The sequence below is a fragment of the Novosphingobium resinovorum genome, assembly GCF_027922145.1.
Taxonomy (GTDB): Bacteria; Pseudomonadota; Alphaproteobacteria; order Sphingomonadales; family Sphingomonadaceae; genus Novosphingobium; species Novosphingobium resinovorum.
Map to the genome: position 1 here is coordinate 111,760 of NZ_BSFC01000044.1, position 14,894 is coordinate 126,653.

General features: G+C 66.6%; 13 protein-coding genes and 1 riboswitch. Of the genes, 10 read left to right on the forward strand and 3 right to left on the reverse strand.

The features are described 5' to 3' along the window. Nucleotides 1-2 precede the first annotated feature (2 nt). Genes pstB through phoB form a run of 3 tightly spaced genes read left to right on the forward strand, consistent with a single transcriptional unit; the run spans nt 3 to nt 2,177 of the window. Entirely contained in the window at nt 3-764 is a 762-nt protein-coding gene (gene pstB / locus PKE80_RS23185; protein WP_008828291.1) for a phosphate ABC transporter ATP-binding protein PstB, read from the forward strand. A gap of 25 nt (nt 765-789) precedes the next feature. After that, nucleotides 790-1,491: a phosphate signaling complex protein PhoU gene (phoU, locus tag PKE80_RS23190; protein WP_271184563.1), complete on the forward strand. Its 702-nt coding sequence runs from the start codon at nt 790-792 to the stop codon at nt 1,489-1,491. Then, nucleotides 1,488-2,177: a phosphate regulon transcriptional regulator PhoB gene (gene phoB / locus PKE80_RS23195; RefSeq protein WP_008828293.1), complete on the forward strand. Its 690-nt coding sequence runs from the start codon at nt 1,488-1,490 to the stop codon at nt 2,175-2,177. Before phoU ends, phoB begins: the two co-directional genes overlap by 4 nt. A 166-nt stretch (nt 2,178-2,343) precedes the next feature. Here the strand turns inward: phoB and PKE80_RS23200 are convergent, their stop codons facing one another. From PKE80_RS23200 to PKE80_RS23210, 3 genes are all read right to left on the reverse strand, one after another. Then, a complete protein-coding gene (locus PKE80_RS23200; RefSeq protein ID WP_036526437.1) occupies nt 2,344-2,919 on the reverse strand; it encodes a TMEM165/GDT1 family protein in 576 nt (191 codons plus the stop codon). Nucleotides 2,920-2,934: 15 nt separating this feature from the next. After that, a riboswitch (yybP-ykoY riboswitch) is annotated at nt 2,935-3,133 on the reverse strand. Nucleotides 3,134-3,233: 100 nt separating this feature from the next. After that, the gene (locus tag PKE80_RS23205; RefSeq protein WP_271184564.1) at nt 3,234-5,909 is read right to left on the reverse strand and encodes a TonB-dependent receptor domain-containing protein; all 2,676 of its coding nucleotides are present in this window, start codon (nt 5,907-5,909) and stop codon (nt 3,234-3,236) included. Nucleotides 5,910-6,001: 92 nt separating this feature from the next. Then, nucleotides 6,002-7,600: a beta-helix domain-containing protein gene (locus PKE80_RS23210; RefSeq protein ID WP_271184565.1), complete on the reverse strand. Its 1,599-nt coding sequence runs from the start codon at nt 7,598-7,600 to the stop codon at nt 6,002-6,004. Between the two features lie 317 nt (nt 7,601-7,917). Between PKE80_RS23210 and PKE80_RS23215 the strand changes: the two genes are divergently transcribed. From PKE80_RS23215 to PKE80_RS23245, 7 genes are all read left to right on the forward strand, one after another. Next, the gene (locus tag PKE80_RS23215; protein WP_036526292.1) at nt 7,918-8,292 is read left to right on the forward strand and encodes a hypothetical protein; all 375 of its coding nucleotides are present in this window, start codon (nt 7,918-7,920) and stop codon (nt 8,290-8,292) included. A 284-nt stretch (nt 8,293-8,576) separates the two neighbouring features. Continuing rightward, entirely contained in the window at nt 8,577-8,921 is a 345-nt protein-coding gene (locus PKE80_RS23220; protein WP_008831074.1) for a TrbC/VirB2 family type IV secretion system protein, read from the forward strand. Nucleotides 8,922-8,939: 18 nt separating this feature from the next. Next, entirely contained in the window at nt 8,940-9,221 is a 282-nt protein-coding gene (locus PKE80_RS23225; RefSeq protein ID WP_008831075.1) for a VirB3 family type IV secretion system protein, read from the forward strand. A 31-nt stretch (nt 9,222-9,252) separates the two neighbouring features. After that, entirely contained in the window at nt 9,253-11,670 is a 2,418-nt protein-coding gene (locus PKE80_RS23230) for a VirB4 family type IV secretion/conjugal transfer ATPase (RefSeq protein WP_271184566.1), read from the forward strand. 5 nt (nt 11,671-11,675) lie between these two features. Further along, entirely contained in the window at nt 11,676-12,923 is a 1,248-nt protein-coding gene (locus PKE80_RS23235) for a TrbL/VirB6 family protein (RefSeq protein ID WP_271184567.1), read from the forward strand. Then, entirely contained in the window at nt 12,920-13,789 is an 870-nt protein-coding gene (locus tag PKE80_RS23240) for a TrbG/VirB9 family P-type conjugative transfer protein (RefSeq protein WP_271184568.1), read from the forward strand. The genes PKE80_RS23235 and PKE80_RS23240 overlap by 4 nt, the downstream gene beginning before the upstream one ends. A 3-nt stretch (nt 13,790-13,792) precedes the next feature. Beyond that, complete coding sequence (locus tag PKE80_RS23245; RefSeq protein WP_008831079.1) at nt 13,793-14,893, forward strand: TrbI/VirB10 family protein; 1,101 nt, start codon at nt 13,793-13,795, stop codon at nt 14,891-14,893. The last annotated feature ends 1 nt before the right edge of the window (nt 14,894 follow it).

Below are 14,894 nucleotides of genomic sequence, written 5' to 3' on the forward strand. Positions count from 1 at the left end.
CCATGACCGAAGCAAAAATCACGGCTCGCAACGTCGACGTCTTCTACGGACAGAAGAAGGCGATCAACGACGTCTCGATCGACATCGACAACGGGATCGTCACTGCCTTCATCGGCCCCTCGGGCTGCGGCAAGTCGACGTTCCTGCGCACCCTCAACCGCATGAACGACACGATCGCCGGTGCCCGCGTCGACGGCCAGATCCTGCTCGACGGCGAGGATATCTATGCGTCCACCATGGACTCGGTCGCGCTGCGCGCCCGCGTCGGCATGGTGTTCCAGAAGCCGAACCCGTTCCCCAAGTCGATCTACGAGAACATCGCCTACGGCCCGCGCATCCACGGCCTCGCCAGCGCGAAGTCCGACATGGACCGCATCGTCGAGAACGCGCTGACCAAGGCGGGCCTCTGGGAAGAGGTCAAGGATCGCCTGACCGACGCCGGCACCGCGCTTTCGGGCGGCCAGCAGCAGCGCCTGTGCATCGCGCGCGCCATCGCCGTGAGCCCCGAAGTCATCCTCATGGACGAGCCGTGCTCCGCGCTCGACCCGATCGCCACCGCGCGCATCGAGGAACTGATCGACGAGCTGAAGGAGAGCTTCGCCATCGTCATCGTCACCCACTCGATGCAGCAGGCCGCGCGCGTGTCGCAGCGCACCGCCTTCTTCCACCTCGGCAGCATGGTGGAGTACGGCGAGACCGACCAGATCTTCACCAATCCGCGCGAAACGCGCACCAAGGACTACATCACCGGCCGCTACGGCTGAGTGTTGGCATAAGCAGGGACACGCCATGGTAGACCATACCGTCAAGGCCTTCGACTCCGAGATCGGGCAGCTTCGCGGCCTCGTCGCCGAAATGGGCGGGCTCGCCGAAGTCGCGATCCGCGACGCCATCACCGCGCTCGTCCATCATGACGAGGAACTGGCCGCGCAAGTCGTCGCCGCCGACGCCCGGCTTGATGCGCTGGAGGCCGAAGTGGACCGTCTTGCGGTTCGCACGATCGCCCTGCGCGCGCCGATGGCCGACGATCTGCGCGACGTCATCGCCGCGCTCAAGATCTCGGGCGTGATCGAGCGCATCGGTGATTACGCCAAGAACATCGCCAAACGCGTCAATGCGCTGGAAGGCCGCACCAAGATCGATCCGGTCACGCTGGTCCCGGCCATGGCCGAGATCGCCGAGTCCATGGTGCGCGATGTATTGAACGCCTACGGCTCGCGCGATGCGCAGCTGGCGGTGGAGGTCATCAAGCGCGACCAGAAGCTGGACCAGTTCTACAACACGCTGTTCCGTTCGCTGCTGACGCACATGATGGAGAACCCGGCGACGATCACCAGCGCCGCGCAACTTCTCTTCATCGCCCGCAATCTTGAGCGCATCGGCGACCATGCCACCAACGTGGCCGAAATGGTCTACTACGCCGCGACCGGCGAATACTGCACGGAGCGCGACTCTTTGACGGATGATACCAGCTCGGGAATGCTGTCGTGAGCGCGGCCTCGATCCTCGTCGTCGAAGACGACGTCGCCCTCAGCGAACTGCTGACCTGGAACCTCTCGGCCGAAGGCTACGACGTGCGTTCCACGCCCGACGGTGAGGAAGCCCTCGTCATGGTGCGCGAGCAGACGCCCGACGCCATCGTGCTCGACTGGATGATCGAGCAGGTGCCCGGCATCGAGGTTTGCCGCCAGCTGCGCAAGGACAAGGAAACCGCCTCGGTCCCGATCATCATGCTCACCGCACGCGGCGAGGAAGAGGACATGATCCGCGGTCTCAAGACCGGCGCTGACGACTATGTCACCAAGCCGTTCTCGCCGCGCGAGCTGATGGCCCGCATCGAGGCGCTGCTGCGCCGCGCGCGCCCGTCGCTGGCGGGAAGTGTGCTGTCGTGGGGGGATATCGAACTCGACGCCACCAGCCACCGCGTGCGTCGCGGCGGCGAGGCGCTGCATCTGGGCCCGACCGAGTTCCGCCTGCTGCGCTACTTCATGGAGCGTCCGAACCGCGTGGTCTCGCGCCAGCAGATCCTCGACGGCGTCTGGGGTATGGACTCCGACATCGACGAGCGCACGGTGGACGTTCACATCCGCCGCCTGCGCAAGGCGATCAACCGCGACGGCGAGACCGATCCGATCCGCACCGTGCGTGCGGCGGGGTATGCGATGGACGTGGCCTGATCGCTCGACGTCCCGGACCTGTCCCGGGACGGGTGGCGGCGAGGCACTAGGATCGCCTGAATACTTTCGTCATTGCTTCGCTGCGCTCGCAATGACGATAGGGTGGCAATCGTGGCTGGGGTATGATGAAACGAAGGGGCCGCCTTGCCGCGGCCCCTTCGTCGTTTCAGCCCAGCAGGCCCGCCGTCTGTGCGAGCAGCCACAGGCCGATCACCAGGAACAGCAGCGCCGCCACCGTACGCACGACGTTCAGCGGCACCTTCTTGATGAGGGCATTGCCGAGGAACACCGCCGGCACGTTGGCGATCATCATGCCGATGGTGGTGCCCATCATCACCGGCACCACGCTCTGGAAGCGGGCGCCCAGCGCGATCGTGGCGATCTGGGTCTTGTCGCCCATCTCGACCAGGAAGAAGGCGATGGCGGTCGCCAGGAAGGGGCCGAAGCGGCTCGGCTTGGCCTCTTCGTCTTCATCGAACTTGTCGGGGATCAGCGTCCAGCCGGCCATCAGAATGAAGCTGGCGGCGACGAGGTAGCGGAACCACTGCCCGTCGAGGAAGGCGGCCGCCTGCTCGCCCACCAGTGCGGCAAGGAAATGGTTGGCGATCGTCGCCACGAAGATGCCCGCCACGATCGGCCAGGGCCGCTTGAAGCGCGTGGCGAGGACGATGGCGAGAAGCTGGGTCTTGTCGCCGATCTCGGCGAGGGCGACCACGGCGGTCGATGTAAGCAGGGCTTCCAAGGTCATGGTTCTTTCGGGCCGGGCGGAAACGAAACGCAACGACGCATTCGGTAATCCGCCCGGCCGAGCGAAACCGCATGCGTCATTGGTCTCGCCCGAACGGTATTCCCGTCCTCCTGCGCGCCATGGCCTCTCGACCAAGTGTGTTGACGGCAGGTCCCGCGAAATGCGCGGGCGGCTACTCCCCAGATGACTGACCCGCGCTTACCGGTGTTTGCCGACTTTGCAAAGGGCAAAAAGAAGGGCCCGGTCGCTGGGCGACCGGGCCATGAGGTTGCCGTCGGGAGGGCAGGTGCCTCCCCGGAAAAGACGGCTTAGAAAGTGACCGAAGCCGAAAGCGAGAACACGCGGCCCACGTCGTACGTATTGACCTGGATGCGGCCGCCTTCGAAGTCTTGGTATTCCGAGTGTTTACGCCCCGTGAGGTTGCGCGCCTCGAACTTCAGTTCGACCTCTGTACCCGCCAGTTCGATGCCCTGGCGCGCCACGAAGTCGATCGTGAAGCCGGGGTTCTCGAAAATGTCGTTCTGGCCCGACTGATTGAGGCCGCGGCTCGTCACGCGCTTGCTGGCGTAGTTGAACAGGAAGGTCTGCTGCGAGAGCCCGTCCTGCTGCTCGAGGCCGAGCTGCACGTTGGCGATATGCTCCGACTGGCCGGTGAGCGGCGCGCCGTCGCGGAAGTAGTCGAGCGCATTGTTGGTCGAGGCGCCGTACACCGCCGTCGTGTCACCCTGCTTCACGCTGAGCTTGGACTTGGTGTAGGTGTAGTTCGCCGCCAGCAGCAGGCGGCGATCGGCGAAGAGGTCGAAGTATTTCTGCAGTTCGACTTCGGCACCGTATAGGTTGGCCGAGGGCGCGTTGGCATACGTCGTCACGAAGTCGCTGCCCGGACGGACCAGGAACGTTTCGATCGGGTTTTCCAGACGCTTGAAGAAGGCGCCGACCGAGACCTTGTCCTTCGTGCTCATGTAATACTCGAAACGCGCCTCGGCGTTGTAGAGCTGGCTGTCCTTCAGCAGCGGGTTACCGCGATAGCTGCGGTTGCTGTCGGGGTCGAAGAAGGTTTGATAGAGCAGCTCGCGGAATTGCGGGCGCGCGATCGTCTTCGAACCGTTGACGCGCAGCTGCATGCCCGGCTGCAGCTCGTACGTGAGCGTCAGTGCGGGTAGCCAGTATTCGCGTTCGAGGTTGGTATCGGGGATGGCCGTGCCGGTGGCAGCGATGGGCACTACACCCGCGAACTGGGTGGCGTATTCCCAGCGTACGCCGAGATCGAAGCTGAGGGCGTCGGTGACCTGGCCGTTCAGCTTGGCATACCATGCATGGTTGTTCAGCTTGGCGTCGAATACCGCACCGGCATAATCGATCTCGTTGGTCAGCAGGTGGTAGTCCACCGCCCCGTCGGTCGCCTGGTCGATGAAGAACATGCCGGGCTGGAACAGCACGTCCGGCCGCAGCAGGCCGAAGGTGCTGATCAGGCGCGTATCGCCCTGCGCACGGATCTGGAACGAGCGGCGCGAGGTACGGCGATCGTTGAGCTGGTAGGCATAGCCCACCGTGCCTTGCCAGCCCGCACCGAAGGTGTGCGACAAGTCGGCACCCGCCGACCAGACGTCTTCGTCGAGGTTCGAGAAGTCGACCGTCGCGTCACCCTGGTTGCCGCCGTCGAGGCGGTTGATGAACTGGTCGCCGTTGGTGCCGCTGTTGAGGCGGACGTATTGCAGCGAGATCTCGTAAGGCGCCTTGCGCTTGGAGTTGGCGTAGCCGCCGCGCACGTCCAGCTCGGTGTCGCTGCCCAGCTTGAACTCGCCCACCAGCTGGGTGTCCATCAGCTGACGCTCGTACCAGCCGGTATCCTGGTACAGGTAGTCGATCGTCGGCGTGGCGTTCTGGTAGCCCAGCGAAAGCGAGGCGCGCTTGACCGTGTCGTGGATGTACACGTTGGTCCAGCGGATCTTGTTGTCGCCCCACTCGAGGCCGACGCCGAGCATGGCGTTGGCGACGATGCGGTTCTCGGTGACGACTTGCTGGAAGTCCTGCTCGCGCGTGTCGTAGTCGAGACCGGCGATGCGCTGGGTGGTGATGTCCTTGGTCTGCAGCTTGTTCGAGTAGCTGGCCGCTCCGATCACGCCGAGGCGGACCTCCCCGATATCGGCGTAAGTACCCGCCGAAAGGCTGCCCGAGAAGTTGACCGGGAGGTGATCGTCCCTCTGGACCACGGCGTTGCGGCCGTTGAACAGCGTGCTGCCGATGGCGCGCGCCTGGTCGCTCGTGCCGTCGAGCAGGGTTCCGCTGCCGAGATAGTCCTTCATCTCGACGGACTTGTTGCGGTTGCCGTTGTCGTAGCCCGTCCAGTCGGTCTTGCTGCCGTAGTAGGTGTAGCCGAGCTTGTTGGTCGTCTCGGTATCCCACGAGGCGCCGCCGCCGATCGTCAGGAACGGCTTGTCGGGCACGGCGCGGGTGGTCAGGTTGATGACGCCGCCGCCGAATTCGCCGGGGAAGTTCGCCGAGTAGCTCTTCTGGACGAGCGAGGAGGCGATGATGCTGGTGGGGAACAGGTCCAGCGGGACGACGCGCTTGAGCGGCTCGGGGCTGGGCAGCGGCGAGCCGTTGAGCAGGGCCAGCGAATAGCGATCGCCGAGGCCGCGCACATAGACGTAGCCGTTGCCGACCACCGAAAGGCCGGTCACGCGGCCGAGGGCGCCGGCGATGTCGCCTTCGCCGGTGCGCGCGATTTCCTCGTTCGAGAGGACCGAGACGACCTGCGGGGCATAGCGCTGCACATTGCGCGAGCGCTGGCCGGTGACGAGAATCTCGCCGCCCGGGATCGAGACGTCGGGGGCGTCGCCCTCTTCCGGATCCTGGTCGGCGGGCGCTGTGCTGCCGGTCGAGGTGTTGTCGGTCGTGGTGCTGTCCTGCGCCCATGCCATCGTTGGCATGGTCATCGCGCTGGAAAGCAGCAGCGCCGCTACGAGCCGCGGCTTGGTCATTTGGTGTCCCCCTAGAACAGAGAAATTGGATGCAAATGAGGGGACGGCCTTCGCGGACCGCCCCCCCTTTCGTTCGACTAAGGGCGGTTGCCTCAGGTGACCGGCAGGGCCGTGCAGGCGCTGTTCGAACCGAAGTTCGCGGTCGCGGTGTCGCAGGTCCAGCCGCGATACCAGATGTCGGCAGCGTCCTTGACGGCGCCGATGTAGGTTACGGCGTCGAAATAGCTCGAGAGCGACTTGATGTTGGCATAGGCCACCACACCGGCTTCGTTGGCGCCGTTCACGAACGTGCTCGCCAGCGTCGAGGTGAAGGCGGCGTTGTTGTTCGAACCGGCGTTGAAGGCGGCCTGGACGTCGGCGTTGGCGTAGCTGCCGGTGCCGAGGAACGCGCCCGAGCTGGCGCAGGTCATGACGACCGACTGCGCGGTCAGCGTCGCACGGGTGGCGGTGGTGCCGGTGCCGTTGACGCGGATGCACTCGTCCTGCGGCGCGTAGACCACACCGTTGACCAGGGTGAGGTCGGCGTTGCCGCGTGCGAAGATCGCCGCGTTGTTCGAGTTGTTGTTCACGCCGGTCTGGATGGCGGTGAAGTTGGCCACGACGGTGCGCTGGCGCGGCGTCTGGTCTTCGTTGTTGTTGCTGTCGACTTCCATCAGCGAGTCGCCGTCGGCCGCGCGCTGCGCGATGATGACGTACTGGAAGTTGCCCTGCAGGCCGGTGTCGATGTCGAGGCTGTCGTCGTCGGCGTTGACGGCGATGTAGTGCTTCATGTTGACCGCGCCGCCGAAGAATTCAGCGCCGTCGTCCGAGCTGTTCACGCTCTGGATGTATTCCAGCGTAGTGCCGGTGCCGGTGCCTTCGGTCGTCAGCGCCTGCAGTTCGGTGTTCGAACCCAGGACGTAGCCCGAGAAGCGGATCTGGACATACTTCATGATGCCCGCGTTGTAGGTGTTGTCCTTGCCGCCAAAGACAGCCGGGTTGGCCGAACCTTCGGTGTCGCGCTCGCAGGTTCCGGCAGTGGTGGAACCGCCCGCGGTGCAGTCGGTGATGATGCCGCGGCCCATCAGCACGATGCCGCCCCAGCGGCCGTCGGTGGCTTCGGTCGCAGTGCCGCGCACGTTCTCGTACGTGGTGAAGATGATCGGCTGCGCGAGGGTACCCTCGGCGTTGATCTTGTTGCCGCGGTTGACCGCGAGCCATGCCGGGTCGGCGCCGTTCTGGCCGTAGACGATCACGCCCGGCTCGATGGTGAGCGTGACGTTGGTGTCTGCGGTCAGCGAGCGGCCACCGCAGCTCAGCGTCGTGGTGGAGAACGGGGCACCCGTGGTCGGGGCGGTCAGGCCGCCGTCGCAGCCGACATCGACGCGGCCGTTCATGCGGTAGAGGACGCCGTCAACCTTGGGCAGCGTGGTGCTGGCGTCGATCAGCGAGGGCAGGGTGCAGACGCGCCAGGTGCCTTCCGGACCGCTGACGGTGCCGCTGTTGGTCAGGCCGCCGGTGGCGCCGATCGCCGGGCAGTCCGTCGCCGCCTCGACCAGGCCGGTGCCGGGGGTCGGAGTGGGGGTCGGCGTCGGATTGGTGATGTCGACATCGATCGAGCCGGCGCCCGGCGAGGAGATGTCGTCGGCGCCGCAGCCGGCGAGAGCGAGAGCGCTGCAGCCCATGAGCAGCAGACCGGAAATTTTCTTCACGATGAATCCCCCGTGTGTTCAGGCGTGTTCAGGTCGAACAGATCGAACGGGGGCGATCACGATTCCGCCCCTCGCTGATCGAGGCCTCTAGGCCGCGCGAGTGACGCTTTGTTGGCATTACAATGACATTAATGTGCACTTACACGACGGTGATGTGACGTTGCGAATTAGCCGCAGGTTAGCTGCCCATCGAGTCGGTGGTGATTTTTGCGATCACAGGTTGATTGCAGTTTTATGACACTAGCGTCATTTTGTTGATGGGTGGCGATTTCCGGCAGACGATGACGGGGTCGACATAGTCCACGGGAGAAATCGCAATGTCCCTTACCGCACTCGCCGCCGCCGTTCTGATGGGTCAGTCTGCGTTTTCGCTCGTCGTCGAGCGGCCGGCATCGCAGGCCCATGACGTCGCCTATGCGGAACTCGCCTCGGGCCGCACGCAGCAGGCGATCACCAAGCTCGAGGCCGACGGCGGCGCCAGGTCGGACGATCCGGCCACGCTCATCAACCTCGGGGCCGCCTATGCCCGCACCGGAATGAGCGGCAAGGCGCTGTCCGCCTTCCGCGCGGCGGTATCGACGCCGGTGCGCTACGATCTCGAACTGGCTGACGGAACCTGGGTCGATTCGCGCTTCGCGGCGCGGCGTGCGCTCAGCGGCCTGCTGGCGGCGAACCGCATGGCCTCACGCTGACATCCGGTTTCCGGCGGGGATGAGGGGGCGTTCCGAAAGGGGCGCCCCTTTTCCTCGCCCTCTCCCGATCATTGGCTCGACGATCCCCGGTGCACAAGCCGGGTCCTTCGAGGTCGCAGCAGCCACGACGGCGTCCCCATATGTATAAAGCCAGTCGCCGCGTGGCTGCCCTGAAATAAAACCGTCATCCGTTCATCATCTGCGACGAGATTTGCGACGGCTTGGCAGCACTGTCGTCACACACCTGTCATCCTGCTAGCGCACTGCGCGCTCATACGGAGGGTATGGTGATTCGATACGCACATCTTCGCAGCCGTTTCGCGCGCTGCTTCTACGCAGTTTCAGCCGTGGTCGCGGCCCAGCTTTCGCCTTCGCTGGCCCATGCTCAGGCCGTTGCGGCCGATCCTGCCGGTTCCGGCCCCATCGTCGCGGCACTCGGCTGGCTGCAGGGTACGCTGCTCGGCAACGTGGCGACCGCGGTTGCCGTCATGGCGGTGGCGGCCGTCGGTTTCATGATGCTGACCGGCCGGATGAACTGGCGCTTCGGCGCGACCGTGATCATCGGCGTGTTCATCCTGTTCGGCGCGGGTGCGATCGTGACCGGCATCCAGTCGGCGGCAGTGGGCTGAGCGCATGAGCCCGATCCTATGACTTTGGCCCGCTATCCGGTTCACCGCGCGCTGACCCGCCCGCAGATGTTCGCGGGCGTGACTTACAGCTTTTTCATTATCAATTTCGCCGTGGTGACCGAGATATTCCTCATCACCAAGAGCTTCTGGACGCTGCCGGTCATGCTGGTGATCCACGGCATCGGCTATCTCGCGTGCCTGCGCGAGCCGCGGGTGTTCGATCTGTGGATCGCCAAGGTCAGCAAGTGCCCGCGCGTCGCCAACTGGCAGCGCTGGGGCTGCAACAGCTACGCGCCGTAAGCGACTGCGTGCGCGGGGGACGACAGTTTTTATGGCCAAGAGCTTCAAATCGCCGTTGAAGGGCTGGGGAGCCAAGGAAGTGCTCGCCGGCGACCGCCTGCCTTACGCCGGGCTCGTGGACGATAACGTCGTGCGCCTGCGCGACGGCTCGGTCATGCTCTCGCTCATGGTGCCCGGCCTCGCGTTCGAGACCGCCGACAGCGACGAACTCAACGCTCATGTCGCCACGCGCGAGGTGCTGCTGCGCTCATCGCTCGATGCGCGCTTCGTGCTCTATCACCACGTCATCCGCCGCCGCGTCGAGATCGAGATGGCGGCGCAGTTCGACGATCCGCTCGCCGCGCATATCGACGCGCGCTGGCGGGCGCGCACGGGTTCGGGCGCGCTGTTCGTCAACGACCAGTTCATTACCCTGGTGCGCCGTCCGGCGCGCGGCAAGGCGGGCTGGGCGGACAAGCTCAGCCGCTTCATGAAGAACAAGGGTGCGGAAAACGCCGAGGTCGATCCTGGCGACGTTCGAGCGCTCAAGGCCGCAGCTGCGGCGATGGTCGCCTCGCTTGGCGCCTATGGAGCGCGCCTGCTGGGCGACTACGATGCGCCTGCGGGCCGCTGCTCGGAAGTGCTCGAACTGCTCTCGGCGCTCTACAACGGCGAGATGCGCCCGGTGCGTCGTCCCTCGGACGAGACCGACATCGGCCACATGCTGCCTTACCGCCGCGTCAGCTTCGGCATGGACGCGCTGGAACTGCGCGGGGCGACCGGCGGTACCTTCGGCTCGATCGTTTCCCTGAAGGACTATCCCGATTCGACTGCGCCGGGCCTCACCGACGCACTGCTGCGCCTGCCTTGCGAAATGGTGCTGACCGAAACATACGCTCCGGCCGACCGCCAGATCGCGCGCGAACGCATCGACCTCTCGATCCGCCGCCTGCGCAGCGCCGATGAGGAAGCAGTGGCCGAGCGCCGCGAAATGTCCGCCGCGCGCGATGCGCTGGGCACCGGCTCGGTCGGTTTCGGCGATCATCACCTCTCGGTTCTGGTCCGCGCCGATTCGCTCGATGCGCTGGACGAGGTTACCGCGATGTGCGCCGCCTCGCTGGCCGATGCGGGCGCCGTCGCGGTGCGCGAGGAAGTGAACCTCGAACCCGCGTTCTGGGGCCAGCTTCCCGGCAACGAGAGCTTCATCGTGCGCCGCGCGCTGATCTCCAGCGCCAACATGGCCTGTTTCGGCTCCTTGCACGGTTTCGCGATGGGGCAGGCGAGCGGCAATCACTGGGGCGACGCGGTCACGCTGCTGTCCACCACCAGCTCGACGCCGTTCTTCTTCAACTTCCACCAGGGCGACCTCGGTAACTTCACCGTCATCGGTCCGTCGGGTTCGGGTAAAACGGTCGTCATGAACTTCCTCGCCGCGCAGGCGCAGAAGTTCGGCCCTCGCACCATCCTGTTCGACAAGGACCGCGGCGCCGAAGTGTTCCTGCGCGGTATCGGCGGCACCTACAGCCGCGTCGCGGCGGGCCATCCGACGGGGTTCAACCCGCTCGCGCTGCCCGATACCGCCCACAACCGCGCCTTCCTGCGCGACTGGCTCGGTGTCCTGCTCGCAGCCAAGGGACCGGAAGAACTCTCGACGATCGCCAGTGCGGTCGACGCGGCCTATCACAACGATCCGTCGCTGCGCCGCCTCTCGCACTTCCGCGAGCTGCTGGCGGGCGCGCGCCGTCCGGAACCGGGCGACCTCGCCTCACGCCTCGACGCCTGGCTGCAGGGCGGCGAGCATGGCTGGCTGTTCGACAACCAGCACGACCGTCTGGACCTGAGCCAGCGCGTGCTCGGCTTCGACATGACCGCGCTGCTGGAAAGCCCGCGCCTGCGCACGCCGGTCATGATGTACCTGTTCCACCGCATCGACGAGCGCCTCGACGGCGAGCCGACGATGATCCTGATCGACGAGGGTTGGAAGGCGCTCGACGATGAGGTCTTCGCCGCGCGTATCCGCGACTGGCTCAAGACGCTGCGCAAGCGCAACGCGCTGGTCGGCTTCGCGACCCAGTCGGCGCGCGACGCGCTGGATTCGAAGATCGCCACCGCCCTTGTCGAGCAGACCGCGACGATGGTGTTCATGCCCAATTCGCGTGCGCGGGCCGAAGATTATTGCGAGGGCTTCGGCCTGTCGCAGCACGAACTCGACGTCATCCGCACGCTGCCCGCGCATTCGCGCTGCTTCCTGATCCGCCAGTCGGACTCCTCGGTGGTGGTCCGCCTCGACCTTTCGGGCATGCCCGAGGTGCTCACCGTCCTGTCGGGCCGCGAGAGCACCGTGCGCAAGCTCGACACCCTGCGCGAACGCTACGGCGATGCGCCGGAAAGCTGGTATCCGGTGCTCACCGGCATGCAGTGGCCGGGGGAACTGGACGAAGACGCGCCCTGGACGGCGGCGGCGGAGTAAGCCTCATGGCGAACGCCTGCGAACAGCTCACCGAATACGCTTCCGCCGGGGTCGCCCCGGCGCTGCGCGCGGTCGATTGCGTGGCGAACGAGATGGCGGCGGGCGCCTTCGGGCGGCTGTTCGGGGCAGGGGGCGCGATGGCCCCGGTGCTCACGATCGTGCTGACGCTCTACATCGCGTTCTTCGCGTTCTCGCTGCTGACGGGGCGTTCCAGCCTCGGCATCTCGGCACTGAGCCCACGCATGCTGCGGCTCGGCGTGGTGCTGACCTTCGCGACGAGCTGGGTTGCCTATCAGGGCGTCGTCTGGAACCTCGCGATCGGCGGGCCGGACTGGGTCGCCGGCATGCTGATGGGCGCCAAGGGCTCGGCGACGCAGCTGTTCGGCGACCGCATCGACATCGTCTTCTCCGCGATCAACCAGATTTCCGAAGCGACCTCGCAAGGCGCGCAGGCGGCCAAGGAGGGCGGCGAAGCTGCTGGCGGAGCCGCAGGCGCGGCCATCGCCGCCAAGGGCGCGGGCGGGCTGTTCACGCCCGAAAGCGTCATGTGGATGGGCGCGCTGTTGCTGCTGCTCGGCACCGTGGGCGTGCTGCTCACGGCGCGCATCGCGCTGGCGGTGCTGCTCGCGCTCGGGCCGATCTTCGTGGTCATGGCGCTGTTCGGCGGCACGCGCGGCCTCACCGCGGGCTGGCTCCGCGGCGTCGTGCTGACCGCGATCACGCCGCTCTTCGTGGTGCTCGGCGGCGGTATCACGCTGGAACTGCTGGTGCCGATCATCTCGGGCCTGGTCGAAAGCGCCAATGCGGGCGAGATCGACGGGCGCGGTGCGATGGCGTTCTTCCTCGTCGCCTCGGTCCACGTCGCGCTGATGGTCATGGTGGTGAAGGTCGCCGCGACGATGGTGACCGGCTGGCAGGTCTTCGGCCTTGGCGCTTCCGAGCGTGATCGCGACGCGCCGCAGGGCCACGCCGCTGCTCCGGCCCCGGCCGCCGCGCCCGCATCCTCTGTATCCGCCTACCAGAGCCGCACCTCGACCGTATCTGCCGCTGCCGCGGCGGCGGGTGCTTCGGTGACGGGTGGCGAGAGTGCAGCACGTTCAAGCGACCGGCGAACCGTGGTAACCCAAGTCGTGGGCGGGGGAATCGAACCTCTGCGTCAGGGCGATTCGGCCACGCGCGCCAAGGGGATCGGCAGCCGGTTCCGCAGTGCCTCGAACGACACCGGCAAGTTGCCGAAGGAGAAGACACGATGACCCGCGCAACGCTGCGCAAGACCGTCCTTGCGGGCAGCCTGATGGCGCTCGCGCTGGCGGCTCCCGCCCGGGCGGACGACCGCTTGCTCGCCCACGCCTACAGCGAGAGCGAAGTCGTGCGCATCGACGGCAAGGCCGGCGTGCAGGCGACCATCGCCTTCGGCGAGGGCGAGGCGATCGAGAACGTCGCGGTCGGCGATTCGCAGGCCTGGCAGATCACGCCGAACAAGCGCGCCGACCTGCTCTTCGTGAAGCCGCTCGAAGCCACCGCGCGCACCAACATGACGGTGGTGACCAACCGCCACACCTATTTCTTCGACCTCGTCGCCTCGACTAAGGCGAGGCCGCTCTACATGCTGCGCTTCACCTACAAGGATGAGCCCAAGCCGCAGGCCGCGCCTGCCGCGGCAGGGCTGGATGCATCCGAGGCCGGGCTGGCGCTGGGCGACCCTTCCGCCGTGCCCGCCGATCCGGCTGCGCTGAACTTCGCATGGAAGCGCGTCGGTCCGGAAAAGCTGCTGCCTTCGCGCATCTATGACGACGGCCAGTCGACCTACCTGCTGTGGCCGGAGCAGACTTCGGTTCCCGCGATCCTCGTGACCAACGAGAAGGGTGACGAAGGCCCGGTGAACTATGCGGTGCGGGGCGCGACGATCGTGATCGACGACGTGCCGAACACGCTGATCCTGCGTTCCGGCAAGACCAAGGCGGAACTGGTGAACACGCTGCCGCTCTCCTCGCGCCCGGCCAAGCCCCAACCTGCGTCGGTCGCTCCAGCAACAGCGCCGACTGTCGCGGCGAATTCGCCTGCACCGCAAGCTGCGCCGACTGTCGCTCCCACTGCACCCACGTCACAGGGAAACTGATCCATGGCGCCGAATTCCTCGTCCAACTCGGCCTTTCGTGAGCGCTTTTCCGGCGATGCGGCTACCGACCCGCGTGAGGGCGAAGGTGCGCAGGTCATCGATCTGGCGACGCGCAACGTCCTGCCGCAAGTCACCCAGCGCAAGAAGGCCGACGGCCTCGGCCTTGCCGCCGGTGTGCTGATCGTGGCGGCGCTCGGCGGCCTGACGCTGTGGTCGATGGATTCGGCCCGCAACGGCACTGCCGACCTCAAGCCCGCCGCACCCGCGCCGCAGCCCGCAGCGCCCGTCGCCGTCCCCGCGGCCGTGGCGCCTGCCGTTCCGGCCCCGATGCCCGCGCCGCTTCCGGCCCCTGCGCCCGCCCCGGTGCTGGCCGCCGCGCCGGGGACCGAGATCGCACCTCAGGCCAACCGCTTCGCCAGCCCGACCGTCGTGTTCGACGCGGGCACCGGCGCTGCCGTGCCCGTCGCGGGTGTCGCCGGAGAAGTCGCCAAGGCAGGCGGCGGGACCGCCAACGACGACTTCGCTGCGCGCATCGGCGGCCCCGGCTCGACCGCATCGGCCGCACGTTCGTTCGATCCGGCCACCACGGTGACGCAGGGCACGCTGATCCCCGCCGTGCTGGAAACCGCGATCGACACCGACGTCCCCGGCTACGTGCGCGCCATCGTCTCGACCGACGTGCGCAGCTTCGACGGCAAGCGCGTGCTCGTCCCGCGCTCCTCGCGCCTGATCGGCCAGTACAAGAGCGGGCTGACGGCGGGCCAGAAGCGCGCCTACGTGATCTGGAGCCGCCTGATCCGTCCGGACGGCGTCTCGGTGAACCTCGGCTCGCCCGCCATCGCGTTCGGCGGCGAGACCGGCCTGCCGGGCAAGGTCAACACGCACTTCTTCGAACGCTTCGGCTCGGCGATGCTGCTCTCGGTAGTCGGCGGGCTGACGACGCTGGCGTCGAGCGGTTCCAACGTCGTCATCGGCGGCGGCACTTCGGCGGCCTCGGCGGCGGTGCAGAGCGGGTCGAGCATCGGCCCGACCATCCGCGTGCGCCAGGGCGAGCCGATCCGCGTGTTCACCGCCAAGGACTTGGACTTCAGCGCGGTTCAGTGAG

Coding starts and splice junctions, on each gene's coding strand:
- PKE80_RS23235 (WP_271184567.1), top strand. CDS start 11,676: ATGGCGAACGCCTGCGAACAGCTCACCGAATACGCTTCCGCCGGGGTC.
- phoU (WP_271184563.1), top strand. CDS start 790: ATGGTAGACCATACCGTCAAGGCCTTCGACTCCGAGATCGGGCAGCTT.
- PKE80_RS23215 (WP_036526292.1), top strand. CDS start 7,918: ATGTCCCTTACCGCACTCGCCGCCGCCGTTCTGATGGGTCAGTCTGCG.
- PKE80_RS23240 (WP_271184568.1), top strand. CDS start 12,920: ATGACCCGCGCAACGCTGCGCAAGACCGTCCTTGCGGGCAGCCTGATG.
- PKE80_RS23225 (WP_008831075.1), top strand. CDS start 8,940: ATGACTTTGGCCCGCTATCCGGTTCACCGCGCGCTGACCCGCCCGCAG.
- pstB (WP_008828291.1), top strand. CDS start 3: ATGACCGAAGCAAAAATCACGGCTCGCAACGTCGACGTCTTCTACGGA.
- PKE80_RS23230 (WP_271184566.1), top strand. CDS start 9,253: ATGGCCAAGAGCTTCAAATCGCCGTTGAAGGGCTGGGGAGCCAAGGAA.
- PKE80_RS23220 (WP_008831074.1), top strand. CDS start 8,577: ATGGTGATTCGATACGCACATCTTCGCAGCCGTTTCGCGCGCTGCTTC.
- PKE80_RS23205 (WP_271184564.1), bottom strand. CDS start 5,909: ATGACCAAGCCGCGGCTCGTAGCGGCGCTGCTGCTTTCCAGCGCGATG.
- PKE80_RS23245 (WP_008831079.1), top strand. CDS start 13,793: ATGGCGCCGAATTCCTCGTCCAACTCGGCCTTTCGTGAGCGCTTTTCC.